Here is a 24,668-nt window from a genome sequence, read left to right on the forward strand (position 1 = left end):
AGGGAGGCGTATTGATGAAGTTGTGTTGGACGATCGCGGCCGTGCTGGCCGCGCAGAAGAGCGTCGCGTCAGCAGCTGATAACGTCATTCGAATCGGCGTGCTCAACGACCAATCCGGAGTGTTCGCCGACAATGGCGGTCGCGGTTCGATCGCCGCGGCAAAGCTCGCGGCGGAGGATTTCGGCAACGAAATCCTCGGCAAGAAGATCGAGATCGTCACCGCCGATCATCAGAACAAGCCGGACATTGCCTCTGCCACCGCGCGCAAATGGTTCGACAATGAAGGCGTCGACATGATCGCCGATGGCGCCGCATCCTCCGCCGGCTTTGCCATCCTCGAAATCGCGCGGCAGAAGAACAAGATCTTCGTCATCAGCGGCCCCGGCTCGTCCGACTTCACCGGAAAGTCGTGCTCGCCGATCAGCTTTCACTTCAACTACGATACCTATGCGCTGTCGAAGCTGACCAGCGACGCGATCACGCGCGCCGGCGGCAAGACCTGGTACTTCGTCACGGCCGACTATGCGTTCGGCCATGCGTTGCAGCGTGATGCCACCAAGTTCATCGAGGCCGCCGGCGGCAAGGTGATCGGCTCGGCCGCACACCCGCTCGGCACTGCGGACTTCGCCTCGTTCCTGCTGCAGGCGCAAGGCTCCAAGGCCGACGTCGTCGGGCTCGCGACCTCGGGCGCGGACGTGCAGACGGCGATCAAGCAGGCTGGCGAATTCGGCATCGTCGAGGGCGGGCAGAAGCTGGCCGGTCTTCTTGTCTTCATCACCGACGTCAACTCGCTCGGGCTGAAGGCGACGCAAGGCCTGCAGGTGACAACCTCCTTCTACTGGGACCTCAATGAGGAGACGCGCGCATGGTCGAAGCGCTATGCGGCGCTGATGGACGGCAAGGTCGCGAGCATGGTCCAGGCCGGCGTCTACAGCGGCGTCCACCACTATCTCGCCGCGGTCAAGGCGGCCGGCACGACGGATACGACAGCCGTTGCCGCCAAGATGCACGAGATGAAGGTCAACGACATGTACAACAAGGATGTCGTCGTCCGCCCTGATGGGCGCGTGCTGCACACCATGTACCTGGTGCAGGTGAAGAAGCCCGAAGAATCCAAGTACAAATACGACTATTACAGGATCGTCAGCTCCAGGCCCGGCGAAGAGGTGTTCCGGCCGATGAGCGAAGGCGGCTGTCCGCTGGTCAAGTGAAGATATGGAGACGGGCGGGCGGTCGCATCGACCGCCGCCCCAAAGTGTGAGGAGAATGCCTGCATGACAGGGACAATCGGATTCATCGGTCTTGGCGTCATGGGCGAGCCGATCTGCCGCAATCTGGTACGCAAGAGCGGACGGAAGGTGCTGGCCTTCGACCTTTCGGCGGAGCCGCTGGCGCGGATCGTCGCCGATGGCGCCGCGGCCGCAGGATCCGTTGCCGATGTCATCAGCGGCAGCGAGGTCATTTTCATCTGCCTGCCGAGTGCCAAGCATGTGTCATCGGTCTTCGAGGATGGCATCGCGCAGTCGATCCGGAGCGGCCAGACCGTGATCGATCTGGGCACCTCCGAGGTCGGCATGACCCGCGAGTTTGCGCGGCGGCTGGCGGAAAAGGGCGCGCTCTGGATCGACGCGCCGATCGCGCGCACCCGCCAGGCCGCGCAGGATGGCACGCTCAGCGTGATGGTCGGCGCGACGGCCGATGCGTTCGCCAAGGTCGAGCCGCTGATCCGGCATTTCGCCACCGACGTCACCCTCTGCGGCGGCACCGGCGCCGGCCAGGTGACGAAGATCCTGAACAACATGGTGCTGTTCGAGACAGTCAATGCGCTGGCCGAAGCCGTCGCCGTTGCGAGCCACAGCGGCGTCGAACCAAGGCTGCTGCTGGAAACCCTGTCCAAGGGATCGGCGGACAGTTTTGCGCTCCGCAACCACGGCATGAAGGCGATCGTCGCGAAGGAATTCCCGCTGCGGGCGTTCTCGACCGAATATGCGCTGAAGGACCTGAGCTACGCGCTGGAGCTGGGCGGGCAGGCCGGCCTGAACCTGCGGGGCGCAGCGCTGATGCGCAGCATTTTCGAGGAGACAATCGACAAGGGGATGGGAGATGCGTACTTCCCGGTCATCGCAAAACTGATCGATCCCGCCGGCTTCTCCAGCTAAAGCGGGATGACTTTTCTTCGAATCGTCAGCCCGCTTTAGCTGTTTATTTGAGCATGATCTTTCGGAAAACCGGTATCCACTTTTCCGGATCATGCTTTAGGAGACACCATGCGTTCACCCGGCGTCGCCGCCGTCGACCGTGCGCTCACCATCCTGGGCGCGTTCGAGGAAAGACCGGAGCCGATGAGTCTCGCCGAGCTCTCCCGGCACACCGGGATGTACAAGAGCACGCTACTCCGGCTGATGACCTCGCTGCAGGAGTTCGGCTATCTCGTGCAACTCCCCGAGGGGCGATATCATCTTGGTCCGACGCCGTTCCGGTTGGGAGCGATCTATCAGCGCGCCAACAATCTGCATGACCAGGTGATGCCGGTCCTGAGGCAACTGGTGGCCGCAGGCACGGAAAGTCCGTCGTTCCACGTCCGCCATGACGGCAAGCGCCGTCTGTGCGTCTTTCGCATCGATTCCCAGCACTCGACGCTCGATCGCGTCGAAGCGGGCATGCTGCTGCCGCTCGATCGCGGCGCTGCGGGACGCGTGATCCTGGCGTTCGATGGGGAGAGCGGCGAGGCCTACGATCGCATCAGGAACGGCGCCATTGCGGTTTCGTTCGGCGAGCGCGACCCGGACTGCGCCGGCGCTGCCTGTCCGGTGTTCGGGCCGAACGGCAAGCTGGTCGGCGCGCTGTCGCTTTCCGGTCCCAAGCCGCGCTTCACCAAGGACAGCATCAAGACGATGTCATTGCTGCTGTCGCAAGCGGCGGCACGGCTGACGCGGTCGCTGGGCGGACCGACCGAGCTTCTCGATCGCGTCGCCCCGCCGCTTGAGGGGACGGCGCGCTCGCCGCGACGGGCAAGGAGATAGCGCGCAGCGTTCGCTATTGCTTCTGCAGGAGTTTCAAGCGGCAGCGCAGCGCTTCCCTGATATGGGTGCGCGCCAGCCGCTCCGCCTTGTCGCCGTCGCGGGCGGCGATCGCGCTGATGATGGCGCGATGCTCCTTGCGGCTGGTCGAGGGGCGGCCGGCCACGGAGAACGTGGTGGGGCCGAGCAGCGCGATCCAGTCCTGCAACTCCTTTGAGGCGTTATCGAGATAGCGATTGCGGGCAGCGCGGCAGATCGCTTCATGGAAGGCGCGGTTGAGCTCCGCCATCTCCGCCGGATCGTCGGAGTGTTCCGCGAACGCCTGCTCGATATCCGTCAGGGCATCGATCTCCGGCTGCGAAGCGTGCTCCGCGGCGAGCCGGGCGGCCGCGCCTTCCAGGATCTCGCGCATGGTATAGAGCTCGAGCACCTCGCCGATATCAAGGCTGCGGACGATCAACCCGCGGCCGCCCGCCGGCGCCACGAAACCGCGCGCGGCAAGCCGACCCAGCGCCTCGCGCACCGGAGTGCGGCTGACCTTCAGCCGCTGCGCGACCTCTTCTTCCCGCAACCGGTCGCCGGCGCGGTAGGCTCCCGCCTTCAACGCCTCGCACAGTGAGCGGAACACGGCTTCGCCGAGCTGAACGCCGGAGCCGCGCGAGATCGATCCGATCGCCTTGTTCGGCCGCTTTGCCATCCTGCCTCCGGTCGCAGGCGCATCAATCCCATGCAAAGACGGCGCTTGCGGTGCTTATGTATATCTTTGTATACAAAAGGGGACAATGGCGCAGGCATTCCGGAAAACGCCGAAAAATGGCGTTCGCTGTTGGACAGAGGGAATGAGCAGCAAATACGACGTGCTGGTGATAGGTGGCGGCAACGCGGCACTGTGCGCGGCGATCAGCGCGCGGCGTGCAGGTGCCTCCGTGCTCGTGCTGGAAGGCGCGCCCAAATTCTACCGCGGCGGCAATACGCGCCATACACGCAACATGCGCTGCGCCCATGACGCCGCAACCGAGATCCTCACCGGCCCCTACACCGAGGAGGAGTTCTGGGACGATCTGTTGCGCGTCACCGGTGGGGAGACCGACGAGGAACTCGCCAGGTTCATGATCCACGAGTCCAAGGATATCCTGAACTGGATCGTGGAACAGGGGGTGCGCTGGCAGCCCTCGCTCGGCGGCACGCTCAGCCTCGGCCGCACCAACTCATTCTTCCTCGGCGGCGGACGCGCGATGCTGAACGCGCTCTATCTCACGGCTGAACGGCTTGGCGTCGAGATCCGCTACGACGCCGAAGTCGTGGATATCAAGATCGAGGACGGCATGTTCCTCTCCGCCGAACTGAAACAGCCGGTTGGCGGCACGACCACGGTCGCGGCCGCGACGCTGGTTGCCGCTGCCGGCGGTTTCGAAGCCAATATCGAATGGCTCAGGGAATATTGGGGCGAGGCCGCCGACAATTTCCTGATCCGCGGCACGCCCTATAATCGCGGCTCGATCCTGAAGATGCTGCTGGCCAAGGGCGTGCAGGAGGTCGGCGATCCCACGCAGTGCCACGCGGTGGCGATCGACGCCCGCGCGCCGAAATTCGACGGCGGCATCATCACACGCCATGACTCCGTCGTGTTCGGCATCGTCGTCAACAAGCATGCGCAGCGTTTCTACGACGAGGGCGAGGACATCTGGCCGAAGCGCTATGCGATCTGGGGCCGGCTGGTGGCCGCACAGCCCGATCAGATCGCCCACATCATTTTCGATTCGACCGTCGTAACCAGCTTCATGCCGACGCTGTTTCCGCCGATCGCGGGCGACACGATCGCCGAGCTTGCCGGCAAGCTCGAGCTTGATCCGACGGCGCTGGAAAAGACCATCACCGAGTTCAATGCCGCGGTACGGCCCGGCACGTTCGATCACACCGTCCTCGATGATTGCCGCACCGAAGGCATCGAGCCGCCGAAGACGCATTGGGCGCGCCGGATCGAGACGCCGCCTTATCTCGCCTATCCGGTGCGGCCCGGCATCACCTTCACCTATCTAGGCACGCGCGTGAACAAGCAGGCGCGGATGCTGATGAAGGACGGCAGACCTTCCGCCAACATGTTCGCCGCCGGCGAGATCATGGCCGGCAACGTGCTGGGACGCGGCTATGCCGCCGGGATCGGCATGACCATCGGCAGCGTGTTCGGCCGGATCGCAGGACGGGAAGCGGCAAAGAATGCACGGAACTAAATTGATGATCTGCACTCGCGATCGTACTGCTCCCCCTCTCCCGCTTGCGGGAGAGGGCCGGGGTGAGGGTGTCTCCGCGGAGGGACTCTCCGTGTGGAGAGAGCCCCCACCCGGCGCTTTCGCGCCGACCTCCCCCGCAAGCGGGAGAGGTGAGGTGAACTTGCCGATCGACCGAGCTAACCAATGACAGCAAGTTCAGCAACCCTGCAGGAAGCCGATCGTCTGATGACGGTCTGCAATTCGTGTCGTTATTGCGAGGGGCTGTGCGCGGTGTTTCCCGCGATGGAGATGCGCCGGTCATTCTCCGACGGCGACCTCAACTATCTCGCCAATCTCTGCCACGCCTGCGGCGCCTGCTATGTCGACTGCCAGTTCTCGCCGCCGCACGAATTCAACGTCAATGTTCCGCAGACGCTGGCGGTGGCGCGTGCCGAATCCTATGCCGCCTACGCCTGGCCGCGCGCACTGTCCGGCGTGTTTGAACGCAACGGGCTCGTTATCAGCCTGGTTGCCGCGTTCAGCATGGCCGCTTTCATCCTCGGCTTTGTTGCCTTCAACGATCCGAACCTGCTTTTCGGCGTTCACACCGGCCCCGGCGCCTTCTACAAGTTGATGCCGCACAACGCGATGGTGGCGCTGTTCGGTGCGGCCTTTGTCTATGCGATCATGGCTCTCATCATGAGCGTGCGCGCATTCTGGCGCGATATTGGCGAGCCGATCGGTGCGCGCGCCGATGGCGGCTCGATCTTCCAGGCGATCCGCGATGCCGGCGAGCTGCGCTATCTCCATGGCGGCGGGGTCGGTTGCTACGACGAGGACGATCGGCCGACCGACCGGCGCAAGCTCTATCACCATCTCACCTTCTACGGCTTCCTGTTGTGCTTCGCTGCGACGTCGGTTGCCACGCTCTATCACTATCTCCTGGGACGCGAGGCGCCCTATGCGTGGTGGGACCTGCCGGTCGTGCTCGGCTCGCTCGGCGGCATCGGTCTGATCGTCGGGCCGATCGGGTTACTGCTCGCGAAGACGAGGCGTGATCCCGCGCTGCTCGATGATACCAGCTACGGCATGGATGTCGGCTTCATCGCCATGCTGTTCCTGACGGGCATCACCGGAATGGCGCTGCTGCTGTTACGTGTGACGCCGGCCATGGGACCACTGCTCGCGCTGCATCTCGGCGCCGTATTCGCCCTGTTCATCACCATGCCCTATGGCAAGTTCGTCCACGGCATCTATCGTTTCGCCGCGCTGGTGCGCTACGCGCAGGAGCGGCGCCACGGCCTGAACGGCTAGGCAAGGTTTAGCGTCCTTCGCAGTTTGCTCCGCAAGGATTCGCCGGGACCGGGCTTACTGGGTGAAGAAGAGCGCCACGGCGATCGCGGCCGACAACGCTATCGCCGCCATCGTCGCGGTGGTGGACAGGACACCCATCGCTCGCAGGGCGCCAGCGAAGATCATGATCAGAGGCGTCGCGGTGACGAGGCCTACCTGCGCGTCGCTCATCGTTCCAACTCCAATTCCCGGCAACTCAATGCCGTCCGCCTTCGCGCGACCGTGCTGACCGGACCCTACGCGGCGCGCTGCACCCGTCTTTGTCCTACGACAAAGATCGGGGCTCTCATCGCCGATAGCGATCCCAGCAGCGACCCCGCCCGGAGGATCCATGTCGGCTCAAGATTGCGAAATGCAGGAAAGCGGCCTGCTGGCTGAACTTCCCGGCGACCCGATGATCTGGGTCCTGATCTTCAGCGAGCTTGCGGTCTTCGGCCTGCTGCTCGGCGCATTCGCTGTCGCCCGCGCCGTTAACCCCGTCGTATTTGCCTCCGGCCAGGCCGTCCTGGATCCCGGCCTTGCGGCCCTCAACACCTTGGTGTTGGTGACCAGCGGTTGGGCCGCCGCACGTGGAGCGGCGGCCGCTCGCGCGCATGCGGCAGCAGCCTGCCGTCGCTGGCTGCTGCTCGCGATCGCGTTTGGATGCACGTTCGTCGCGATCAAGCTTCTCGAATACGCAGGCGAGATCGCGACCGGTGTGGGACTGGAGACCAGCACGTTCTTCACCCTGTATTTCCTCCTGACCGGCTTCCATCTGCTGCACGTCGTGCTCGGCATGGTGATACTGGCCGTGGTTCAGCGCGGCGCGGAAGCGGGGGCGGTCGAGACCGGGACGTCGTTCTGGCACATGGTCGACCTGGTCTGGATCGTGATGTTTCCGATCATCTACCTGGTGCGTTGAAATCATGGTCCGTCATTCGTTCGAAACGACCCTGATCCTCCTGATCGGCCTCGCGATCGCGACGCTCATCGCTTCCCGAAGCGTGCCAGTTGCCTGGTTGAGCAACGTCATCGTGCTCGGGCTCGCGGCGCTGAAGGGGCGATGGATCCTGCTCGACTTCCTCGGCCTTCGCGCAGTGCCCGCAATCTGGCGCGGACTGGTCACCGCTTGGGTGCTCGGCGTGGCATTGTTCGCCTGGGCCGCGTCCGTCGCCAGGCTGCTGATCTGATCCGGCGAATGCCGCGCTAGTTGCTCCAGCACAAAGAACCGATGGGGCCGCCACGTAGATTGGCCCGGCGCTCGCACCATCAACAAGAACGGGAAAGGATAGGTGATGGCTGAACGCCTCACGAAAACGGCTGCCCGGAACGTCTTCTATGGGGGATCCGCCTTCTTCTTTGCGATCTTCCTCGGCCTGACGGCCCACAGCCACTACTACATGGTGAACACCTCGACGAACGCCTCGACGCTGACCGATTCGGTCGCGCGCGGCAAACATGTCTGGGAAAAGAATTCCTGCATCAACTGCCACACGCTGCTGGGCGAGGGCGCCTATTTCGCGCCTGAGGTCGGCAATGTGTGGGACCGTTGGGGCGGCAAGGAGGATCCGGCCGCTGCAAGGGACATCCTGAAGTCGTGGATGCAGGCGCAGCCATCAGGCGCGCCGGGCCGGCGACAGATGCCGCAATTCAACCTGACCGATCAGGAACTCAACGATCTCGCCGACTTCCTGCAATGGACCAGCACCATCAAGCGCCAGGACTGGCCGCCCAACAAGGCCGGATGAGCACCGCGTCCCGACAGCCCTTCAACATGAGAGCTTTTCGATGAAATACCAGACCCAGAAAGTCGCGATGCTGCACTTCTACGGCGCGCTGACGCTCTTCCTCGCCCAGGTTGTCTTTGGCCTGCTCGCCGGCACGATCTACGTCCTGCCGAACACGCTTTCGGTCATCCTGCCCTTCAACATCGTCAGGATGATACATACCAACGCCCTGATCGTGTGGTCGCTCATCGGCTTCATGGGCGCGACCTACTACCTGTTGCCGGAGGAGACCGAGACCGAGCTCTTCAGTCCGCTGCTCGCCAAGATCCAGTTCTGGATGTTCTTCGGCGCGGCGGGCGCCGCGGTGGTCGGCTATCTCTTCCACTACCACGAGGGGCGTGAATTCCTCGAGCAGCCCTTCATCATCAAGGTCGGCATCGTCGTCGTCTGCCTGATGTTCCTGTTCAATGTGACGATGACGGCGCTGAAGGGGCGCAAGACCACGGTGACGAACATCCTGTTGTTCGGCCTGTGGGGAGTTGCGATCTTCTTCCTGTTCGCGTTCTACAATCCGGCGAACCTCGCAGTCGACAAGATGTACTGGTGGTACGTCGTGCATCTGTGGGTCGAGGGCGTCTGGGAGCTGATCATGGCCTCCGTGCTCGCCTTCCTGATGATCAAGCTCAACGGCATCGACCGCGAGGTGGTCGAGAAGTGGCTCTACGTCATCATCGGCTTGGCGCTGTTCTCGGGCATCCTCGGCACCGGACACCACTTCTACTGGATCGGCGCGCCGGGATACTGGCAGTGGATCGGCTCGCTGTTCTCGACGCTGGAGGTCGCGCCCTTCTTCACCATGGTGATCTTCACCGTGCAGATGACCTGGAAGGCGGGACGCAAGCATCCGAATCGCGCGGCGCTGTTGTGGTCCGTCGGCTGCTCCGTGATGGCGTTTCTCGGCGCCGGCGTGTGGGGCTTCCTGCACACGCTATCTTCGGTGAACTACTACACGCACGGCACCCAGGTCACCGCCGCGCACGGGCACCTCGCGTTCTTCGGTGCCTATGTGATGCTGAATCTCGCGGTGATGGCCTACGCGATCCCGGAGATCCGCGGACGCGCGCCCTACAACCAGTGGCTCAGCATGGCAAGCTTCTGGATCATGTGCACGGCGATGCTGACGATGACCTTCGCGCTGACCTTCGCAGGGATCATCCAGGTCCATCTGCAGCGCGTGCTCGGCCAGAGCTACATGGAAGTGCAGGACCAGCTCGCGATGTTCTACTGGGTTCGTCTCGGCTCCGGTGTGTTCGTCGCGATCTCTGCGCTGATGTTCATCTGGGCCGTGCTGGTGCCCGGGCGTGAGAAGCGGTCCTTCGCCGGCGGTGCGCTGCAGCCCGCCGAATAGAGCAAGGCGGCGGCCGCGCATGTCGCGGCCGCCATTTCCCTGGATGTCCCGGAGAACCATCATGAAACCTGTCCTTCAGGCTGTCGCAAGCGCTATTCCGACGGCTCCGGCCTATGTGCCGAGCGGAAACGAGTGCGCGCTGTTCGAGCACGCCTGGCGTCACCGCCTGCCGGTGCTGCTGAAAGGTCCCACGGGCTGCGGCAAGACCCGCTTCGTGGCCCACATGGCCGCACGCCTCGGCATCCCGCTGCACACTGTCGCCTGCCACGACGACCTCACCGCGGCCGATCTCACTGGCCGCTACCTGCTCAAGGGCGGCGATACGGTCTGGACGGATGGTCCCCTGACCCGGGCGGTACGCGAAGGCGGCATTTGCTATCTCGACGAGGTTGTGGAAGCCCGCAAGGACGTGACGGTGGTGCTGCATCCATTGACCGACGACCGGCGGATCCTGCCGCTCGAGCGGACCGGCGAGGAACTCGTCGCGCCGCCGGGCTTTATGCTGGTCGTGTCCTACAATCCCGGCTACCAGAGTCTGTTGAAGGCATTGAAGCCCTCGACGCGGCAACGCTTCGTCGCCATCGAGTTCGACTTCCTGCCGCCGGAGCAGGAGATCGCCGTCGTCGCGGCGGAAAGCGGGCTTCCGCCGGATCGCGTGCGACCGCTGGTCCAACTCGCCCAACGTCTGCGCGCGCTGAAGGGACATGACCTGGAGGAGGGCGTCTCGACGCGCCTTATCGTCTATTGCGCCACCCTCGTCGCCGCCGGTGTCTCAATCAGCGAGGCGGTCCTCGCCGGCATGATCGAGCCGCTCACTGATGATAGGGACGTCAAGGCCGCGCTGGTGGAAGTCGCGCGGGCCGTCATCGGATAGGCAAGCGCGATGCTGGATTTTCTCGAGCTGGAGGAGACCGTTGGCCGTGCGTGGCATCGCCTTGTCGGCGCCACCGCGTCCTATCCGGTTCACGCCGATCACGCCGTCGCACTCCCGGAGATGCAGGGACAGATCGCCGTCATGTTCCGCGCCCTCGGCGGCGAGGCGGGCGTCGCGCTCGCCGGCGCGGGCGCTCGCAAGTCCGGACACCGGCTCGCCTGGAGGCAGCGGATCGGCCTCGGCGACGAATCCCTTAGCCACCCCGGGCGCGACGCGGCGACCATCTTCCTGCCTGAGCGGATCGCCCTGTTTCCGGATCGCGCCCTCAACGCGGCTCTCTATCGTTGGCTTGCCGCATGGTTTGCGACCGTGCCGCTGGAGGCGATCGACGAGACCGATCCCCTCCGGCGCGATCTCCTGATCCTGCGCCGCGCCCGTGCCACGGCCGCCATGGTCGCCGCTCGATTTCCCGGCCTCGTAGACTCCCACACGCGACTGGCCGCGGCGGTGGCGTCTGCCCGGCCGCAGCGGCCATTGCCTCGTGTGGAGCGCGAGGTCGAACAGATCGTGCTCGCACTGCTTGGCGCCGCGGCACCGCCGCAAGGGAAGCTGTGGTTTTCGCTGATCGGCGAGAACGCGCTGCCGGAACGGGCGCCGCCCGGATATCGCCCGGTGCTGCCGTGCCCGTTGTGGGGCGATTGCTGGACCCGCGACGTCGGGCGGGTGTCGCAGGATCAGGACGATGCCTCGCACGACGCCCAGGCGGACGCGCCGGACTCGCGAAAGCGCTTTGCGACACGCGAGCGCGAGAACGGAGCCGACAAGAGAGATCCGTTCATCCTCAACCGGTTCGAGAAGATCCTGGCCATGGCGGAGATGGTGAACGTCGACCGTCCCTCCGACGACACCGAGGACGAGAATGCGCGCAAGGCGGCCGACGATCTGGAAGAACTGTCGATCGGGCGGCGCAGCGGAAAGCCTGCGACGAAGCTGAAGTTCGATCTCGACCTGCCGCCGGAAGCGGTCGATCCCTCACGGATCGATGGCGAGCGGCTGTATCCGGAATGGGATTACCGCGCCCGCAATTATCTGGAGGACCACTGCCGCGTGTTGACGGCGGATGCGTGCGAGACCGGCGAAAGCTGGACGGCGGACCAGGCCACGCGCCGCCGCATCCGCCAGGTGCGACAGCAGTTCGAGGCGCTGCGGCCCCGCCACGAGCTCGTGCGGGCACAGCCCGACGGGCACGACCTCGACATCGACGCGCTGGTCCGCGCGCGTTGCGATCTCCGTGCCGGTAGTGGCACACTCGATCGCATTCATCTCGCGATGCGGCCGCAAGGTCACGATCTGGCGGTGACGCTGCTCGTCGACGTGTCATTGTCGACCGACGCCTGGGTCGATGGGTACCGTGTGCTGGACGTGGAGAAGGAGGCGCTGCTTGTCCTCGCTCACGGACTGTCGGCTTGCGGCGATCACCACAGCATCCTGACCTTCACCTCGCGTCGGCGCTCATGGGTGCGGCTCGAGACCGTCAAGGCGTTCGGAGAGCCGATGAGTGCGCAGGTCGAGCGGCGCATCGGAGCGCTCAAACCCGGCTACTACACCCGCATCGGGGCGGCGGTGCGCCACGCCGCGTCCGAACTCGCTGCGCAGCCGCAGCGGAAGAAACTGCTGATCGTTCTCACCGACGGCAAGCCGAACGACGTCGACCACTATGAGGGGCGCTTCGCCATCGAAGACACCCGCAAGGCCGTACAAGAGGCGCGCCGGCTCGGCGCCGCAGTCTTCGGCGTCACGATCGATGCAACCGCCCAGAGCTATTTCCCGACGCTGTTCGGTCGGGGCGGCTATGCGATCGTTGGCAACATCCGACGCCTGCCAGCCGCCTTGCCGGCGCTCTACCGGCAACTCACGCAATAGCCAATTTTTCGGCTGGATCGCGCCTTATACCGCGCGACTGTGCGTGGCCGCGGATCGTGGAAGATGCGCGTCGAATGCCGAAGCAACGCTGCGGACCAGGAATTCTGCACCGTCGTTGACCGCGAGCCGGTCATCGAACATCGTCACGGCGCCATCGGCGATGAGGCTCTCGATCCGCGGCCGATCGACGATCGCGGACTCCAGATTGCGGCCGTGGAGCCGCGATACCTTGGGGAGGTCGACGGCAAGATCGCACATGATCCGCTCGATGATGTCAGCGCGGAACAGATCTTCCTCGGTGAACGCGTAGCCCTTGACCGTAGCGAGCCGCTCCTCGACGATGCGCGCAAGATAATCGCGCGTCGGCACGGCGTTCTGCACGAATCCTTGAGGCATGCGGCCGATGGCGCTGGCGCCGAGACCAATGAGCGTGTCGGCCGAATCATCAGTGTAGCCCTGGAAATTCCGCCGCAGCCTGCCTTCCCGTCTTGCCAGGGCAAGATTGTCGGTGGGAAGAGCGAAGTGATCCAGCCCGATGCGCACATAGCCCGCATCGAGCAAAGCTTGCGCGATCGTTTCGGACTGAACATGCCGCTCAATGCTGTCAGGCAAGGACTCTTCGGCAATCTTGCGCTGGTGCTTCTTGAAGGAGGGAACGTGCGCGTAGCCGAAGACCGAAAAGCGATCCGGACGCAGCTCTACACATTTTGCAACCGTGTCCAGGCACGACTCGACCGTCTGCAGGGGCAGGCCATAGAGCAGGTCGAAATTGAGCCTGCTGACGCCGGCCCGGCGCAGCCGCTCGACGGATGCGGCGGTCTGTTCGAAGCTCTGCTGCCGATTGATGGCCCGCTGCACGGCCGGATCGAAGCTTTGGACGCCAAGGCTCGCACGGTTGACGCCGCAGTAGCCCAGCGCCTCCGCCATCGGCTCGGTCAGCGTGCGGGGATCGATCTCGACAGCGATCTCGGCATCGGGCAGCACGAAGAATGAATAGCGCAAGGCGCCGACGAGGTCGGCGAACGTCTCCGGCGACATGATTGTCGGAGTGCCACCACCGAAATGGATATGAGAGACCGGCAGCCTGTGTCCGATCGTCTCCGCGACAAGGAGCGCTTCCGTGCGCAGGCCCGACGCGTAGATGGCAATCGGCTCGTCACGCTTGGTCACGGACGTATGACATCCGCAGTACCAGCACATCGATCGGCAGAACGGTACGTGGAGATAAAGCGAGGCCGGCTGGCGAATGGACACCGATTTGAGCCATTGCCGATAATCGTGTTCGCCGACCGTCGGCGAAAAATGCGGGGCCGTGGGATAGCTGGTGTAGCGCGGCAGCCGGTCCTGCCCGTAGGATAGCGCCAAATCCGATCGCATCTGCCTTCCTCCTCCGTCTCCGCATCATCTATCGGACCCGTGGGGGAATGACTTTGTTCTAGCTCAACCCGTCCGCTGATCGTCGAACGTTCAGGTTCGCCGGAGCAGCTTCGCCACGTTCCGGGAGATCGCCATGGCGACCGAACTGGAAGGCTCCATGACGAGCCTGAATCCGAGATTGGTCGGCGGAATGCCCACGGCGCATCCGCCGGCCTTGGGATCGCGGATGAAGTCCGTCATGTAGGCGCGGTGGGCTCCCTCCACGACGCGGACCCCGCAATTCGTGTTGGTGATCCGCTCGCCTCCGTCATCGAGCGAGGCGCGGACGAAGCAGCTATCCGTCCACTCCCAGACGTTGCCGGCCAGATCGTCCAGTCCGTTGCTGTTGGTACCGAACGTTCCCCCCGGTTGAGCGGCCTTCGCGGCGGGCTTGGAGCGGGCGGATTCGGCTTCATAGCGGGCGATCCAGGCCTGCGCCGGATCCGCGGGGTCGACCAGCGGCAACGCTTCGTCGCGAGTCCTCTCGGCGGCCGCGAATGTCCATTCTTCGTCGGTCGGCAGACGATGGGTGACGCCGGTCCTGCGCGACAGCCATGCGGCATAGGCCGAGGCGTCATGCCAACTGACGCCGACGACGGGCACGTCCAGTGAGCCGCTGGGGACCGGCACTCTTGGACAGGCTCCGTCGTCGACGCAGCGCGCGTACTCGGCAACCGTGACCTGCCGCTTCATGATAATAAGATCAGCAGGCAGGCTGAGTTTGCGCAGGGGCCCTTCGACCGGTCTGCCGTTTCGCGAGAAATCGCCGGCAGCCCGATAGCTGAAGGAAGCGGGAGAGAGACGCACGGCCCCGTCGTCATCGTGCGGAGGGGTGGGCGAGAGCACGGTTGCCAGGATCGGCGCGGCCAGCGCGCCAGCGAGCATGGCCGTCTTTATTTTCATCAGGATGAGCATGATGTCGCCTCCGCTTCAAGAAACGGCCCGCGGGTAGGGACCGCGGGCCGTCCCTTTTTGGCTCCACCTAGCGGCTGAAGGTTGCCGGGTCGGCGGCGCCGAGCTTGTCGGCTGGGATCGGGCCGGGAGGGGAGACCTGCTTCATCAGGTCATCGTTCCACTTGCCTTCCACCTTGATGTGCGCAGCCGCGCCGAGTTCGAAGGCCTCGATCAAGTTGTGGTTGAGATAGGCGTACACACCGGGTTCGCGGAAGGTATACAGCGCGGCTCCCGCCGAACCGCCGCGTATCAGCCAGGTCTCGAGATCCTTCTGCGGCGGGTTGTTGAACTTGCCGGTCTCCCAGACATAGTCGCCGTGCCCGCCGATCAGGTGCGGACGGGTGTCGCGGTTGGCCTGCGAATGCACGATCATCACGGTCTCGCCGACCTTCGCCGTCAATGCATTCTTGCCGGTCAGCGCACCGACACGCCCGTTGAAGACTTCGTGCGTCGGGATCAGCTTGCGCATGACTTCTGTGGTGTCAGCATAGGACTCGCCGACCGAGTCGTAGGTCTTGTACTTGCCGTTCGCGTCCTTCGGCACATAGAGGTCGTTCTCGCCGATGTAGAAGATCTTGTCGTAGTGCAGCGGCTTGCCGTCACCGTCCTTCAGACCATCACGCGGCAGCACCATCACCGTGCCATGCATGCCGGAGACCACGTGCCATGGGACCATGCCCTCAGGAGCGCAGTGATAGACGAAGACGCCGGGACGCGTCGCCTTCCAGCGCAGGACGGCCTGCTCACCCGGATTGACCTTGGTCAGGGCGCCACCGCCCAGCGCTCCGGTCGCCGAGTGAAGGTCGATGTTGTGCGGCATGGAATTGGTCGCGGGATTGACGAGCGTCAGCTCCATGTAGTCGCCTTCGTGCACGACCATCATCGGACCAGGCATCGAGCCATTGAAGGTCATCGCATGAAACTTGGTGCCCGCATCATCGATGACGACTTCCTTCTCGCGGATCGTGAGCTTGAACTCGAGGATCTTCGGTCCGGCCTTGGTCGCCTGCTCGTGCGGATGCACGAACGGCGGTGCGACCAGCTCAACTCGTTCGCGCGGCAGCTTGAGGTCGTCGGCGGCGAGCGCCGGCACGCTCATCATCAGCGCCGCGATAGCGGCTCCCATCAGGGCGGTCCTTCTCGTCAGCATGATGCTCTCCATCACTTCAATTGTCCTAATTCGATGCGTGCATCATGTACGATCTGCTCGACAAGCACTTTGCTTTGGAACAAGGAGAGGTCGATTTATTCGACGAAGCGATCTGCCTAAGAATTTGCGGACGATCAAAGAGAACTGGAAGCCGCTACGTTACAGTTGCAGCATGAGAAAGAACGCAACACCAACCGCGGATATGATGGTTGACGACGTGATGCGTCGATGGCCATCCGCGATACGCGTCTTTCTCGACTTCAGGATGCTATGTGTCGGCTGTCCGATCGGTGCTTTCCACTCGATCGAAGAAGCATGCGGCGAACACGGCGTAGACGCCAACGCCTTCGTATCGAAGCTTATGGATACGGCGAAAGCGGCTTAGAGTGTGCGGGCTTAGAGTGTGCGCTTGTGTGTCTGAGCGGCTTCTTCGCCTTCGGCAAGGTCATGCAGCCTGTGCGTGTCACGCAGAACGATGCGCTGCCTGCCACCCTCGACCAGACCCTGCTGCTCCCACGCGCTGAGAATCCGGCTGACGGTATGCAGGGTCGTACCGGTCATCTCGGCGACATCCTGCCGGCTGATCGGGAAGTCGATCTCGATACCGGCATCGACTTTCTTTCCGGCTTGTTTCGCAAGGCGGAGCAGCGCGTGGGCGACGCGCTGTTCGACCTGCTCGCTCGACATCTCCATGACGCGCGCTTGCGTATCCTGGAGACGGCTCCCCACGGTCTGGAGCGCGGTGCTGGCGAGGCTCGGGTATTTGACGATCAGCCGGTGCCAGGACGACGAGGGCCAGGCGAGCGCGATGCTGTCCACGGCGGCCACCGCGGTGGCCGGATAGTGCGTCAGGTTCATGGCCTGCGCGACGCCGAAGAGCTCGCCGGCGGAGACGTAGCGGACCACGGACTGCTGCCCCTGCGAGGTCGTCTTCTCGACGCGAAGATGTCCGTGAAGCAGGAGGAAGAAGCGGTCCGCTTCGGCGCCCTGGTCGAACACCGCGGCTCCCTTCGGGTATCGGATCGAACGCGCCTCGCGCAGCAGTTCGTCCTGTTCGGTGGGCGTAAGCCCGGCGAACATCGGCAGGTTCGCGACCAGCGAGCGGTCGACTGCGGCCATGGATATCCTCGTTCCAATATGCCGCGGGACTATCCGCGGCCGGTGCAAGCCCCAACGGCTCGTCAGGTTCTTAGTCCAGGATTCTACGACGAAGTTGAGCTGGCGCAACCTGGGCCGGGCGGGGCGGGGATATCTGACACGCGGGAGCCCGGTGGATCTCGGGCGCAAGTTTCAGGAATGGAAAGCATGAGACAGATTGCGATGTTGGTTGGCGCCGCGGCGGCTCTAATCCTGGCCGGAAGCGCCAGCGCGGCGGAGGTGGAAATCAAGCTCCTGAACAGGGGAGCCGATGGTGTGATGGTATTCGAGCCCGCCTTCGTGAAGATCGCGCCCGGCGACACCGTGAAGTTCCTGGCCACCGACAAGGGCCACAACGCCGAGTCCATCAAGGGCATGCTTCCGGACGGCGCAACGCCCTTCGTCGGCAAGAACAGCGAAGATATCGCCGTCAAGTTCGACAAGGAGGGTGTCTACGGCGTGAAGTGTCTTCCTCACTACGGCATGGGCATGGTCGCGATGATCGTGGTCGGAACGCCCGGCAACGTCGATCAGGCCAAGGCAGTCCCACAGACCGGCAAGGCAAAGCAGGTGTTCGCGACGCTTTTCGATAAACTCGAAGCCGGCAAGACCGCGTCCAAGTGACGGCCTAGCGCCAGCTTCGCTAGTGCTTGATGCGATCAGATCGATTTGCATCGGCGATGCTGCGCTCGCTCTCCCGCTTGCGGGGGAGACGAGCATAGCTCGCTCCGGGAGGGTTGGGGTGTCTCCGCGATTCACGCTGTCCTTGCAAGTGGAGAGAGCCCCCACCCGGCGCTTCCGCAAGCGGGAGAGGTAAAGCAGTCGCTGCGGATTCAATCAAATCGCATCGGGCTTTAGCCGAATGGCGAAAGGCCGTTGCCGTCCGGAGCAGCACTTAACATCAATAGCTATTCTATTGCCGAGCGCGGTAGGTGCATTGATATGGCGCAAAGCCAGAGCTACTGGCGCGCCTTCTCTTCGGCCGGGCAGCAGGCCGCCTTGCTCTCTGGGAAAATCAGGATCGACGTTCCCTCCTCGAGCCTCCGGAGAATATCGTCGGTGATGGCCTCGAAAAGTTTGCGCTCGATCACATGATCTCTTCGGCTGCGTCGTCGCAATCTTTCGAAAATCCGCATCGCGTCCTCCGTTGATGACGAATCCAATATTGCAGATTTGGGGCGGTTCGATCTTTGTCGGGGATCAAAGACCTCTGTAAACGACACGGCAATTTGTGCTCCGACAAAGAGCCCTCGATGGTGACGACCTACGCTTACCATCACTAAGCGGCGATACAGAAAGCGCGAAAGTTCTGAGATCACGATGATCGGCGCCAGCATATCACGATGGACGATGAGCTACTTCGCGATGGCGGTGGCCTGGCTGTTCGTCGCGCTGGCGCTGATGGTCGCGGGCGTCGGCTTTCCCGCGGCCGATCTTGCAGCGCCGGATACACTCGTCCTGGTGCACGTGATCTGTATCGGATGGCTCAGCCTGGCGATGTGTGGCGCGCTGTTCCAGTTCGTGCCTGTCCTGGTCGCGAGGCCGCTGTTTTCGGAGAAATGGGCTTTGCCTGCGCTCGCTCTGCTGACCGCGGGTCTGGCCTCGTTGCTCGCAGGCTTCCTGGCATTGGGAGGTCGGCTGCCGGCGTGGCTCTGGCTGCTCCCGCTCGGCGCGGTCCTGCTGACCGCCGGATTCGGGCTGATCGTCGTCGATCTCGGGCTGACCGCATGGCTGCGGCCGGTGGGGCCGGCCCGCTTCGTCCTCGTCGGCTTGGCCTCGCTCTGTGCCACCGTCGCCTTCGGCGCAGTCTTCGCGTTCGCACTTGCGGGGTGGGCGGGATCGGTCGGGCAATTGATTTTGGCCGGCGGTGTGCCGCTGCATGCGATCGCCGGTCTTGGTGGGTGGCTGACGTTGACGGCGATGGGCGTCAGCTACCGGTTGCTGTCCATGTTCATGCTGTCGCCCGATGTCGACGACCGGAAGAGCGGCACGACGCTGATGGCCGGCGCGCTGGCAATCGCCGTCACGGTGGTCGGAGGCGTCCTCGCGATCGGACTCTTTGCCGGATTGAACGTCGTGCTGTCGATTGTCGCCGTCCTCGGCCTCGCTACTGCCGCTCTATATGGGCGCGACCTGTTCGCAATCTTCCGCGCTCGCAAGCGGCGCCAGCTCGAGCTGAATACGCGGATGGCGACGTTGTCCTTCGCGAGCCTGGCGGGGACGGCGCTTCTGGGGGCCGCGCTCGTCGTCACTGGGAACTTTGCCGCGCATGTCGGAGCGTTCGCCTTTCTCGCCGTGTTCGGCTGGCTGTCGGGCCTGGTGCTCGCCAAGCTCTACAAGATCGTAGCGTTCCTGACCTGGCTCGAGACCTATGGTCCGGTGATGGGACGGGCACCGACTCCCCGCGTTCAAGACCTCGTCGCGGAGCGGAGGGCATCGAAGTGGTTCATGATCTACTACGCGGCGGTCTGGACCGGAACCTTGATGCTGCTGATCGGCCTGCCGTCGGGATTCCGAGCCGCCGCGATGGCGATGACGGCCGGAGTCATCGGCATCGTTCGCGAAGTGATCCGGACGCGGCAGCTTGCTGATGTCGCGAGCCCCCTGCGCCTTCCGGGAGGCGCTCGCGCGCCCCATCTGCTGTTCGCGAGGAATTAAGGACGAAACGAAGGGGAGGAAGCATGACCGAATACATCGACGTAGATGTCCGTCCGATCCTGCGTGCAGGCGGTGAGCCGTTCTCGGTCATCATGGCCACGCTGGAACGCCTCGAACTGGGGCAGGGGCTGCGCCTTTACGCCACGTTCAAGCCGGTCCCGCTGTTCGCCGTCATGGCAGACAGAGGGTTCACGCATTCCGAGCGAGCACTCGACGGCGGCGAGTGGGAAGTCCTGTTCACGCCGGCGGAGGCGGCGAAGCAGACGGCCGCTCCCGCCACCACGCCAAGCTTCGAGAATTGGCCGGAGCCCGCCGTGAAGCTCGACAATCGCGATCTCGATCCTCCTGAGCCCATGGTCCGGATCCTTGCCGCCGCCGAGAAACTGGGGCCCGGCGAGACTCTTTCAGCGCTGCTGCGCCGCGAGCCCGTCTTTCTGTTCCCGCAGCTGGAGAAGCGTGGATACCGCTGGCTCGGCGGGTTCACGCCCGACGGTGCGACCTACGAACTGACCGTGAGGGCTCCGTCATGACGGACGAACTCGTCGACCGCATCCGGGACGCGCTGCGTGTCGTGATCGATCCCGAGCTCGGTCACAACATCGTCGATCTCGGCTTCGTCTACGACATCTCGGTCGTCGGAGATGCCGTCCGCATCACGATGACTGCGACCACGGCGGGATGTCCCGCGACCGGTTTCCTGGAGGAAGGCGTGGCGAGCTGTGCCGCGCAGGTTCCGGGCGTCGGCTCGGTCGATGTCGAGATGACATTCGATCCGCCCTGGACGCCGGAACGCATCGAACCGGCTGTCCGCGCCGCGCTTGGCTTCGCCACGGTCAATTGACCTCGGGACGACGACGTGCCCGGCATGACGACGTCGGTATGAGGTGGGCAAAAGTTGCTCGGTTCGGCAATTTTGATCCGGTCGCGCCGGCATTTCGTAGTCGTAATTATCTGATTTAATTACATTTTTTCATTGGCAGGCGGCTTGCAACGATCTCAACGGTTGCGGCCATGACACCCAAAACATCCCGGCGGCCGCCCGGATCCAATTGGAGATGATGTAATGGGTATCTTCGGCGCTCTTACCACGTCCGTGGCGGGACTGCGGGCAAACTCGTACGCGCTGGAAAACATTTCCGGTAACATCGCGAACTCGCAGACGACCGGCTTCAAGCGGATCGACACCAGCTTCCTTGACCTCATTCCCGATACCGGCACGAACGCGCAACTCGCGGGCAGCGTGATTGCGAACTCGCGCAGCACCAACACGATTGCGGGCTCGGTCCAGTCGGCTTCGGTCGCCACCTATATGGCAATCAACGGCGACGGCTTCTTCGCCGTGCAGAAGCCCGGCAGCATGTCTGACAACCAGCCGATATTCGACGGCGTCAACCGGTACACAAGGCGCGGCGACTTCACGCTGGATCAGAACGGATATCTCGTCAACGGTGCCGGTTACTATCTCGAGGGCGTGAAAATTGATCCGACGACCGGAAATCCCACCGGAAGCGCGCCGGAGGTCCTGAGATTCCAGAACGACTTCCTGCCGTCGCAAGCAACCACCAAGATCGACTATCGCGCCAATCTCGCCAGCTACCCGCTGACAACCAACCATCAGACGTCAGTGCCTGGCTCCGAATTGCTGAGGCCCGCGGATTTCATATCCAATCCACGAACCCTCGGAACGGCCGCGACGCCATTTGCCAATACAGGCGTAACCGGCAATGCGCGGAACAACTTCGAGACGATAGCGCAGCCGATTTCCGCAGCGACGGCCCTCGCGAGCGCGTCGGGCACCAATTCGCTTACGGCGGGCTTTGCCAGTGGCGACACGCTGGTGCTGAAGACCACCAACGGCGGCGTCACCACAACCAAGACGATTTCATTCTACACTGGCGCCGCGCCCACGCCTGTCGCCGGCACCACTTTTGTCGACCTCGCAACCGCGACGGTTGGAAGCTTGCTAACCACCATCGACGGTCTTACAGGCAATACTACTCCGTCACCTGCGTCGACCGTGTCGAGCAGCGGTGCCATCACCCTGAATTCCGGTACGGCGAATGACTTCAGCCTCGCCGCAGGTCCCTCTTCATCGGCGGTCGCAGCTTTCCAGGCGCTGGGCTTCTCGGGCACCGTTGTGGGGATGCGTGCGGGCGGCGGGACGGCCGGCACCGGCATCGTCGTTGGCAGCGACAATCAGAGCTTTCTGAATGAGTCGATCAGCGGCGGCACGACGACCGCGTATGACGGCAACGGCGCCCCGGTCAGCCTGCAGTTTCGATGGGCCAAGGTTGAATCGTCCACGCAGGGCGGGACGGACACTTGGAACCTTTTCTACCAGGTGAATTCCAATGCGACCGGAAATACCGTTGCCTGGCAGAACGTCGGAACGGATTTCAAGTTTGGCCCGAACGGGCAGATGCAGCCGGTGGTCGGTCAGATCACGCTGGCCGGGCTCACCGTCAATGGCACCAGCCTGGGTAACGTCACTATGGCATTCGGCACGGGCGGACTGACGCAGTTTGCCGACACCAACGGCAACGTGCAGGTGAACCAGCTGCAGCAGGATGGTTACGCCGCGGGACAACTGCAAAGCGTGTCGGTCAGCGACGAGGGACGTGTCGTCGGCACCTATTCGAACGGCCGCAACATCGATCTCGCAGAGGTCTCAGTTGCCACCTTCAACGGCGCCGACTTCCTGAAGCGTGTCGACGGCGGCGCCTTCGAGGTGACCAACGAATCCGGAGAGGCGCTCTATGGAAAGGGCGGGAGTATCTCAGGCTCGTCGCTCGAATCCTCGAATACGGACATCGCTGACGAATTCACGAAACTGATCGTGACGCAGCAGGCCTATTCGGCGAACACCAAGGTGATCACGACCACGAACACGATGGTCCAGGATCTCCTGAACGTGATGCGGTAGTTGATACGCGGCGCGAATGTAACCGGTTGAGAGTAATCCTGTCATGAGTCTGAATGACGCCCTTGCCATCGCCATGTCCGGCCTCCGCGCCAATCAGGCGGCGATGTCGCTGGTCTCGTCGAACGTCGCCAACGCGGAAACCCCCGGCTATGTTCGCAAGACGCTCAACCAGGTCACGTCCTATTCCGGCGCATATGGCAGCAACGTTGTCATTGCCGGGATCAATCGTGAACTCGACCAGTATGTCCAGGCGCAGTTGCGCACGGAAACGTCGGGCGCGTCTTACGCCGCGTTGCGCTCAAGCGTCCTGCAGCAGGTGCAAAGTCTCTATGGAGATCCTGGTGCAATCGGAACGCTGGAGAGCGCGTTCAACGATCTCACGACGGCGCTGCAGGCGCTCTCCACCAGCGCCGACAACCAGTCGGCCCGGACAAGCGTTCTCACCGCGGCGTCGACGCTCACGCAACAACTGAACTCGATGACGCAAGGCATCCAAAGCCTGCGCGGCGCGGCCGAGACCGGCATCAAGGATTCGGTTACGACAGCCAACAATCTGTTAAAGCAGATTGCGTCCATCAACAACCAGTTGAGGTCCAATCCAGCCGGCGGCACGTCGACGGATGCGTCGACTGCCGCATTGCTCGATCAACGCGACCAGTATGTGACTCAGCTATCCCAGCTGATGGATATCCGTGTCACGACCAATAGCGTCAACCAGGTCACGGTTTTCACCGGCTCCGGCGTCCAGTTGGTGGGTAACGAAGCCGCGACCCTGACATTCAATGCTCAGGCCACCGTCACCGCGAATACGACATGGAGCAGTGATCCCAATCAGAGCCAGCTCGGCTCCGTCATGCTCGAGTTTCCGGGCGGTGGCGGATCAATCAATCTCACCGCCACCGGTGCGATCAAGTCGGGCCAGATCGCGGCCTATACCGAGCTGCGAGACAAGACGCTGGTCACGGCACAGAACCAGCTCGACCAGTTTGCCGCGCAGCTGTCGAGCGCGTTGTCCGATCAAACGATAGCCGGCACGGCGATAACCGGGCCGCCGGGTCCGACCGGAACCCCTGCGGGATTTTCGCTCGATATCTCGGGCATGAAATCCGGCAACGTCATGCATCTGACCTACACTGACGCCGCGACCGGTCAACAGCGCCAGATCTCCCTCGTGCGCGTTGATGACCCCCGCGTGCTGCCGTTGTCGAACGATGTGACGGCGGACCCGAACGATCAGGTGATCGGGATCGATTTTTCCGGATCGTTCTCCTCGGTGCTCGATCAGCTCAATGCCGCAATGGGCGGCAATGTCACCTTCAGCGGGACGAGCTCGTCGCTGAGCGTGCTCAACAATCCCGCTTTCGCCCGGATCGACAGCGCCTCGGTTACGGTCACGAAGAACCCGAATGCGCTGAACGATGGCAGCCCGCAGATCGCTCTGTTCACCGACGGCGGTTCGTCCTACAGCGGTGCGATCAACGCGTCGGGGTCTCAGATCACCGGTCTTGCGGGACGCCTGAGCGTCAACAGCGCGCTGATCGATGATCCCGCGAAGCTGGTTATGTACGGAAGCTCGACGCTCGCGGGCGACACCACGCGGCCCTCCTTCATCCTCAATCAGCTGAGCAACGCGACCTTCACCTTTGGAGCGCAGAGCGGGGTCGGCAGTACGAACGCCCCGTTCAAGGGTACGTTGCTCAGCTTCATGCAGCAGTTCACCAGTCAGCAGGGAGCGGAGGCCGATGCGGCGAAGCAGCTCGCCGATGGTCAGAACGTCGTGCTGAGCACGCTCGAGCAGAAGATGTCGACGTCGTCAGGCGTGAACATGGACGACGAGATGGCGCATCTGTTGTCATTGCAGAACGCCTATTCGGCAAACGCGCGCGTGATGTCGGCCGTCAACGACATGTACAAAACCCTGATGCAGGTATTCTGA

The 24,668-nt window shown here is 63.4% G+C and carries 25 protein-coding genes; 18 read left to right on the forward strand and 7 right to left on the reverse strand.

The features are described 5' to 3' along the window. Positions 1-14 precede the first annotated feature (14 nt). The 3 genes from K288_RS0106920 to K288_RS44915 all read left to right on the forward strand — a co-directional run bounded on the left by K288_RS0106920 (position 15) and on the right by K288_RS44915 (position 3,023). A complete protein-coding gene (locus tag K288_RS0106920; RefSeq protein WP_027578871.1) occupies positions 15-1,211 on the forward strand; it encodes an ABC transporter substrate-binding protein in 1,197 nt (398 codons plus the stop codon). 63 nt (positions 1,212-1,274) lie between these two features. Then, positions 1,275-2,159 (forward strand): NAD(P)-dependent oxidoreductase, encoded by an 885-nt coding sequence (locus K288_RS0106925; RefSeq protein WP_027578872.1) that lies wholly within the window; start codon positions 1,275-1,277, stop codon positions 2,157-2,159. Positions 2,160-2,267: 108 nt separating this feature from the next. After that, a complete protein-coding gene (locus tag K288_RS44915) occupies positions 2,268-3,023 on the forward strand; it encodes an IclR family transcriptional regulator (RefSeq protein WP_051334399.1) in 756 nt (251 codons plus the stop codon). 13 nt (positions 3,024-3,036) lie between these two features. Here the strand turns inward: K288_RS44915 and K288_RS0106935 are convergent, their stop codons facing one another. After that, positions 3,037-3,717, reverse strand: a complete 681-nt coding sequence (locus K288_RS0106935; RefSeq protein WP_027578873.1) for a GntR family transcriptional regulator — start codon at positions 3,715-3,717, stop codon at positions 3,037-3,039. A gap of 142 nt (positions 3,718-3,859) precedes the next feature. Here K288_RS0106935 and tcuA point away from each other — a divergent pair, with 142 nt between their 5' ends. Beyond that, entirely contained in the window at positions 3,860-5,251 is a 1,392-nt protein-coding gene (gene tcuA, locus K288_RS0106940) for an FAD-dependent tricarballylate dehydrogenase TcuA (RefSeq protein ID WP_027578874.1), read from the forward strand. Positions 5,252-5,434: 183 nt separating this feature from the next. Further along, positions 5,435-6,544 carry a tricarballylate utilization 4Fe-4S protein TcuB gene (gene tcuB / locus K288_RS0106945; RefSeq protein WP_043159427.1) on the forward strand — a complete coding sequence of 370 codons (1,110 nt, stop codon included), beginning with the start codon at positions 5,435-5,437 and terminating at the stop codon, positions 6,542-6,544. Positions 6,545-6,598: 54 nt separating this feature from the next. Here tcuB and K288_RS54035 read toward each other — a convergent pair whose 3' ends face one another. Further along, entirely contained in the window at positions 6,599-6,754 is a 156-nt protein-coding gene (locus K288_RS54035) for a hypothetical protein (RefSeq protein ID WP_201449646.1), read from the reverse strand. Between the two features lie 160 nt (positions 6,755-6,914). Here K288_RS54035 and K288_RS0106955 point away from each other — a divergent pair, with 160 nt between their 5' ends. The 6 genes from K288_RS0106955 (at position 6,915) to K288_RS0106980 (ending at position 12,494) form a co-directional block, all read left to right on the forward strand. Further along, a complete protein-coding gene (locus K288_RS0106955; protein ID WP_027578876.1) occupies positions 6,915-7,484 on the forward strand; it encodes a cytochrome c oxidase subunit 3 family protein in 570 nt (189 codons plus the stop codon). 4 nt (positions 7,485-7,488) lie between these two features. After that, a complete protein-coding gene (locus K288_RS0106960) occupies positions 7,489-7,752 on the forward strand; it encodes a cytochrome C oxidase subunit IV family protein (RefSeq protein WP_027578877.1) in 264 nt (87 codons plus the stop codon). Between the two features lie 105 nt (positions 7,753-7,857). After that, on the forward strand, positions 7,858-8,310 hold the full coding sequence (locus K288_RS0106965; RefSeq protein WP_027578878.1) for a cytochrome c: 453 nt from the start codon (positions 7,858-7,860) through the stop codon (positions 8,308-8,310). Between the two features lie 40 nt (positions 8,311-8,350). After that, positions 8,351-9,697, forward strand: a complete 1,347-nt coding sequence (locus K288_RS0106970; RefSeq protein ID WP_027578879.1) for a cbb3-type cytochrome c oxidase subunit I — start codon at positions 8,351-8,353, stop codon at positions 9,695-9,697. 61 nt (positions 9,698-9,758) lie between these two features. Continuing rightward, a complete protein-coding gene (locus K288_RS0106975; RefSeq protein WP_027578880.1) occupies positions 9,759-10,571 on the forward strand; it encodes a CbbQ/NirQ/NorQ/GpvN family protein in 813 nt (270 codons plus the stop codon). A 9-nt stretch (positions 10,572-10,580) separates the two neighbouring features. Further along, a complete protein-coding gene (locus K288_RS0106980) occupies positions 10,581-12,494 on the forward strand; it encodes a VWA domain-containing protein (protein ID WP_027578881.1) in 1,914 nt (637 codons plus the stop codon). A 24-nt stretch (positions 12,495-12,518) separates the two neighbouring features. On the opposite strand, the gene hemN is transcribed toward K288_RS0106980, so the two are convergent. From hemN to nirK, 3 genes are all read right to left on the reverse strand, one after another. Continuing rightward, positions 12,519-13,871 (reverse strand): oxygen-independent coproporphyrinogen III oxidase, encoded by a 1,353-nt coding sequence (gene hemN, locus K288_RS0106985; protein ID WP_027578882.1) that lies wholly within the window; start codon positions 13,869-13,871, stop codon positions 12,519-12,521. Positions 13,872-13,961: 90 nt separating this feature from the next. Next, a complete protein-coding gene (locus K288_RS0106990) occupies positions 13,962-14,825 on the reverse strand; it encodes an SUMF1/EgtB/PvdO family nonheme iron enzyme (RefSeq protein ID WP_027578883.1) in 864 nt (287 codons plus the stop codon). 67 nt (positions 14,826-14,892) lie between these two features. Beyond that, the gene (gene nirK, locus K288_RS0106995; protein WP_027578884.1) at positions 14,893-16,014 is read right to left on the reverse strand and encodes a copper-containing nitrite reductase; all 1,122 of its coding nucleotides are present in this window, start codon (positions 16,012-16,014) and stop codon (positions 14,893-14,895) included. Between the two features lie 205 nt (positions 16,015-16,219). On the opposite strand from nirK, the gene K288_RS0107000 reads away from it, so the two are divergent. Beyond that, on the forward strand, positions 16,220-16,399 hold the full coding sequence (locus K288_RS0107000) for a DUF1858 domain-containing protein (RefSeq protein ID WP_343207752.1): 180 nt from the start codon (positions 16,220-16,222) through the stop codon (positions 16,397-16,399). 11 nt (positions 16,400-16,410) lie between these two features. On the opposite strand, the gene K288_RS0107005 is transcribed toward K288_RS0107000, so the two are convergent. Then, a complete protein-coding gene (locus K288_RS0107005) occupies positions 16,411-17,133 on the reverse strand; it encodes a Crp/Fnr family transcriptional regulator (protein ID WP_027578886.1) in 723 nt (240 codons plus the stop codon). A 186-nt stretch (positions 17,134-17,319) separates the two neighbouring features. On the opposite strand from K288_RS0107005, the gene K288_RS0107010 reads away from it, so the two are divergent. Further along, positions 17,320-17,775, forward strand: coding sequence for a pseudoazurin (locus K288_RS0107010; protein WP_043159452.1), 456 nt, complete (start codon positions 17,320-17,322; stop codon positions 17,773-17,775). A 335-nt stretch (positions 17,776-18,110) separates the two neighbouring features. On the opposite strand, the gene K288_RS52185 is transcribed toward K288_RS0107010, so the two are convergent. Further along, on the reverse strand, positions 18,111-18,488 hold the full coding sequence (locus tag K288_RS52185; RefSeq protein WP_152535419.1) for a hypothetical protein: 378 nt from the start codon (positions 18,486-18,488) through the stop codon (positions 18,111-18,113). 13 nt (positions 18,489-18,501) lie between these two features. On the opposite strand from K288_RS52185, the gene K288_RS0107020 reads away from it, so the two are divergent. The 5 genes from K288_RS0107020 to flgK all read left to right on the forward strand — a co-directional run bounded on the left by K288_RS0107020 (position 18,502) and on the right by flgK (position 24,668). Further along, positions 18,502-19,809, forward strand: a complete 1,308-nt coding sequence (locus K288_RS0107020; RefSeq protein WP_051334400.1) for a hypothetical protein — start codon at positions 18,502-18,504, stop codon at positions 19,807-19,809. A gap of 23 nt (positions 19,810-19,832) precedes the next feature. Next, positions 19,833-20,339 carry a DUF2249 domain-containing protein gene (locus K288_RS0107025; protein WP_027578889.1) on the forward strand — a complete coding sequence of 169 codons (507 nt, stop codon included), beginning with the start codon at positions 19,833-19,835 and terminating at the stop codon, positions 20,337-20,339. Next, on the forward strand, positions 20,336-20,650 hold the full coding sequence (locus tag K288_RS0107030; protein WP_027578890.1) for a metal-sulfur cluster assembly factor: 315 nt from the start codon (positions 20,336-20,338) through the stop codon (positions 20,648-20,650). Before K288_RS0107025 ends, K288_RS0107030 begins: the two co-directional genes overlap by 4 nt. A 222-nt stretch (positions 20,651-20,872) precedes the next feature. Next, positions 20,873-22,732 carry a flagellar hook-basal body complex protein gene (locus K288_RS0107035; protein WP_027578891.1) on the forward strand — a complete coding sequence of 620 codons (1,860 nt, stop codon included), beginning with the start codon at positions 20,873-20,875 and terminating at the stop codon, positions 22,730-22,732. A 43-nt stretch (positions 22,733-22,775) separates the two neighbouring features. Next, positions 22,776-24,668 (forward strand): flagellar hook-associated protein FlgK, encoded by a 1,893-nt coding sequence (gene flgK / locus K288_RS0107040; RefSeq protein WP_027578892.1) that lies wholly within the window; start codon positions 22,776-22,778, stop codon positions 24,666-24,668.

Origin of the sequence: Bradyrhizobium sp. Ai1a-2 (assembly GCF_000426245.1) — a bacterium.
GTDB lineage: Bacteria > Pseudomonadota > Alphaproteobacteria > Rhizobiales > Xanthobacteraceae > Bradyrhizobium.

What these genes read in the sequence shown, in the direction of transcription:
- K288_RS0106965 (WP_027578878.1), top strand. Translation starts at nt 7,858, where the DNA reads ATGGCTGAACGCCTCACGAAAACGGCTGCCCGGAACGTCTTCTATGGG.
- K288_RS0107030 (WP_027578890.1), top strand. Translation starts at nt 20,336, where the DNA reads ATGACGGACGAACTCGTCGACCGCATCCGGGACGCGCTGCGTGTCGTG.
- tcuB (WP_043159427.1), top strand. Translation starts at nt 5,435, where the DNA reads ATGACAGCAAGTTCAGCAACCCTGCAGGAAGCCGATCGTCTGATGACG.
- flgK (WP_027578892.1), top strand. Translation starts at nt 22,776, where the DNA reads ATGAGTCTGAATGACGCCCTTGCCATCGCCATGTCCGGCCTCCGCGCC.
- K288_RS52185 (WP_152535419.1), bottom strand. Translation starts at nt 18,488, where the DNA reads ATGCTGGCGCCGATCATCGTGATCTCAGAACTTTCGCGCTTTCTGTAT.
- K288_RS0106970 (WP_027578879.1), top strand. Translation starts at nt 8,351, where the DNA reads ATGAAATACCAGACCCAGAAAGTCGCGATGCTGCACTTCTACGGCGCG.
- K288_RS0107035 (WP_027578891.1), top strand. Translation starts at nt 20,873, where the DNA reads ATGGGTATCTTCGGCGCTCTTACCACGTCCGTGGCGGGACTGCGGGCA.
- K288_RS0106920 (WP_027578871.1), top strand. Translation starts at nt 15, where the DNA reads ATGAAGTTGTGTTGGACGATCGCGGCCGTGCTGGCCGCGCAGAAGAGC.
- K288_RS44915 (WP_051334399.1), top strand. Translation starts at nt 2,268, where the DNA reads ATGCGTTCACCCGGCGTCGCCGCCGTCGACCGTGCGCTCACCATCCTG.
- nirK (WP_027578884.1), bottom strand. Translation starts at nt 16,014, where the DNA reads ATGCTGACGAGAAGGACCGCCCTGATGGGAGCCGCTATCGCGGCGCTG.
- K288_RS54035 (WP_201449646.1), bottom strand. Translation starts at nt 6,754, where the DNA reads ATGAGCGACGCGCAGGTAGGCCTCGTCACCGCGACGCCTCTGATCATG.
- K288_RS0106935 (WP_027578873.1), bottom strand. Translation starts at nt 3,717, where the DNA reads ATGGCAAAGCGGCCGAACAAGGCGATCGGATCGATCTCGCGCGGCTCC.
- hemN (WP_027578882.1), bottom strand. Translation starts at nt 13,871, where the DNA reads ATGCGATCGGATTTGGCGCTATCCTACGGGCAGGACCGGCTGCCGCGC.
- K288_RS0106975 (WP_027578880.1), top strand. Translation starts at nt 9,759, where the DNA reads ATGAAACCTGTCCTTCAGGCTGTCGCAAGCGCTATTCCGACGGCTCCG.
- K288_RS0107000 (WP_343207752.1), top strand. Translation starts at nt 16,220, where the DNA reads ATGGTTGACGACGTGATGCGTCGATGGCCATCCGCGATACGCGTCTTT.
- K288_RS0106955 (WP_027578876.1), top strand. Translation starts at nt 6,915, where the DNA reads ATGTCGGCTCAAGATTGCGAAATGCAGGAAAGCGGCCTGCTGGCTGAA.
- K288_RS0107010 (WP_043159452.1), top strand. Translation starts at nt 17,320, where the DNA reads ATGAGACAGATTGCGATGTTGGTTGGCGCCGCGGCGGCTCTAATCCTG.
- K288_RS0106980 (WP_027578881.1), top strand. Translation starts at nt 10,581, where the DNA reads ATGCTGGATTTTCTCGAGCTGGAGGAGACCGTTGGCCGTGCGTGGCAT.
- K288_RS0106990 (WP_027578883.1), bottom strand. Translation starts at nt 14,825, where the DNA reads ATGCTCATCCTGATGAAAATAAAGACGGCCATGCTCGCTGGCGCGCTG.
- K288_RS0106925 (WP_027578872.1), top strand. Translation starts at nt 1,275, where the DNA reads ATGACAGGGACAATCGGATTCATCGGTCTTGGCGTCATGGGCGAGCCG.
- tcuA (WP_027578874.1), top strand. Translation starts at nt 3,860, where the DNA reads ATGAGCAGCAAATACGACGTGCTGGTGATAGGTGGCGGCAACGCGGCA.
- K288_RS0106960 (WP_027578877.1), top strand. Translation starts at nt 7,489, where the DNA reads ATGGTCCGTCATTCGTTCGAAACGACCCTGATCCTCCTGATCGGCCTC.
- K288_RS0107020 (WP_051334400.1), top strand. Translation starts at nt 18,502, where the DNA reads ATGAGCTACTTCGCGATGGCGGTGGCCTGGCTGTTCGTCGCGCTGGCG.
- K288_RS0107005 (WP_027578886.1), bottom strand. Translation starts at nt 17,133, where the DNA reads ATGGCCGCAGTCGACCGCTCGCTGGTCGCGAACCTGCCGATGTTCGCC.
- K288_RS0107025 (WP_027578889.1), top strand. Translation starts at nt 19,833, where the DNA reads ATGACCGAATACATCGACGTAGATGTCCGTCCGATCCTGCGTGCAGGC.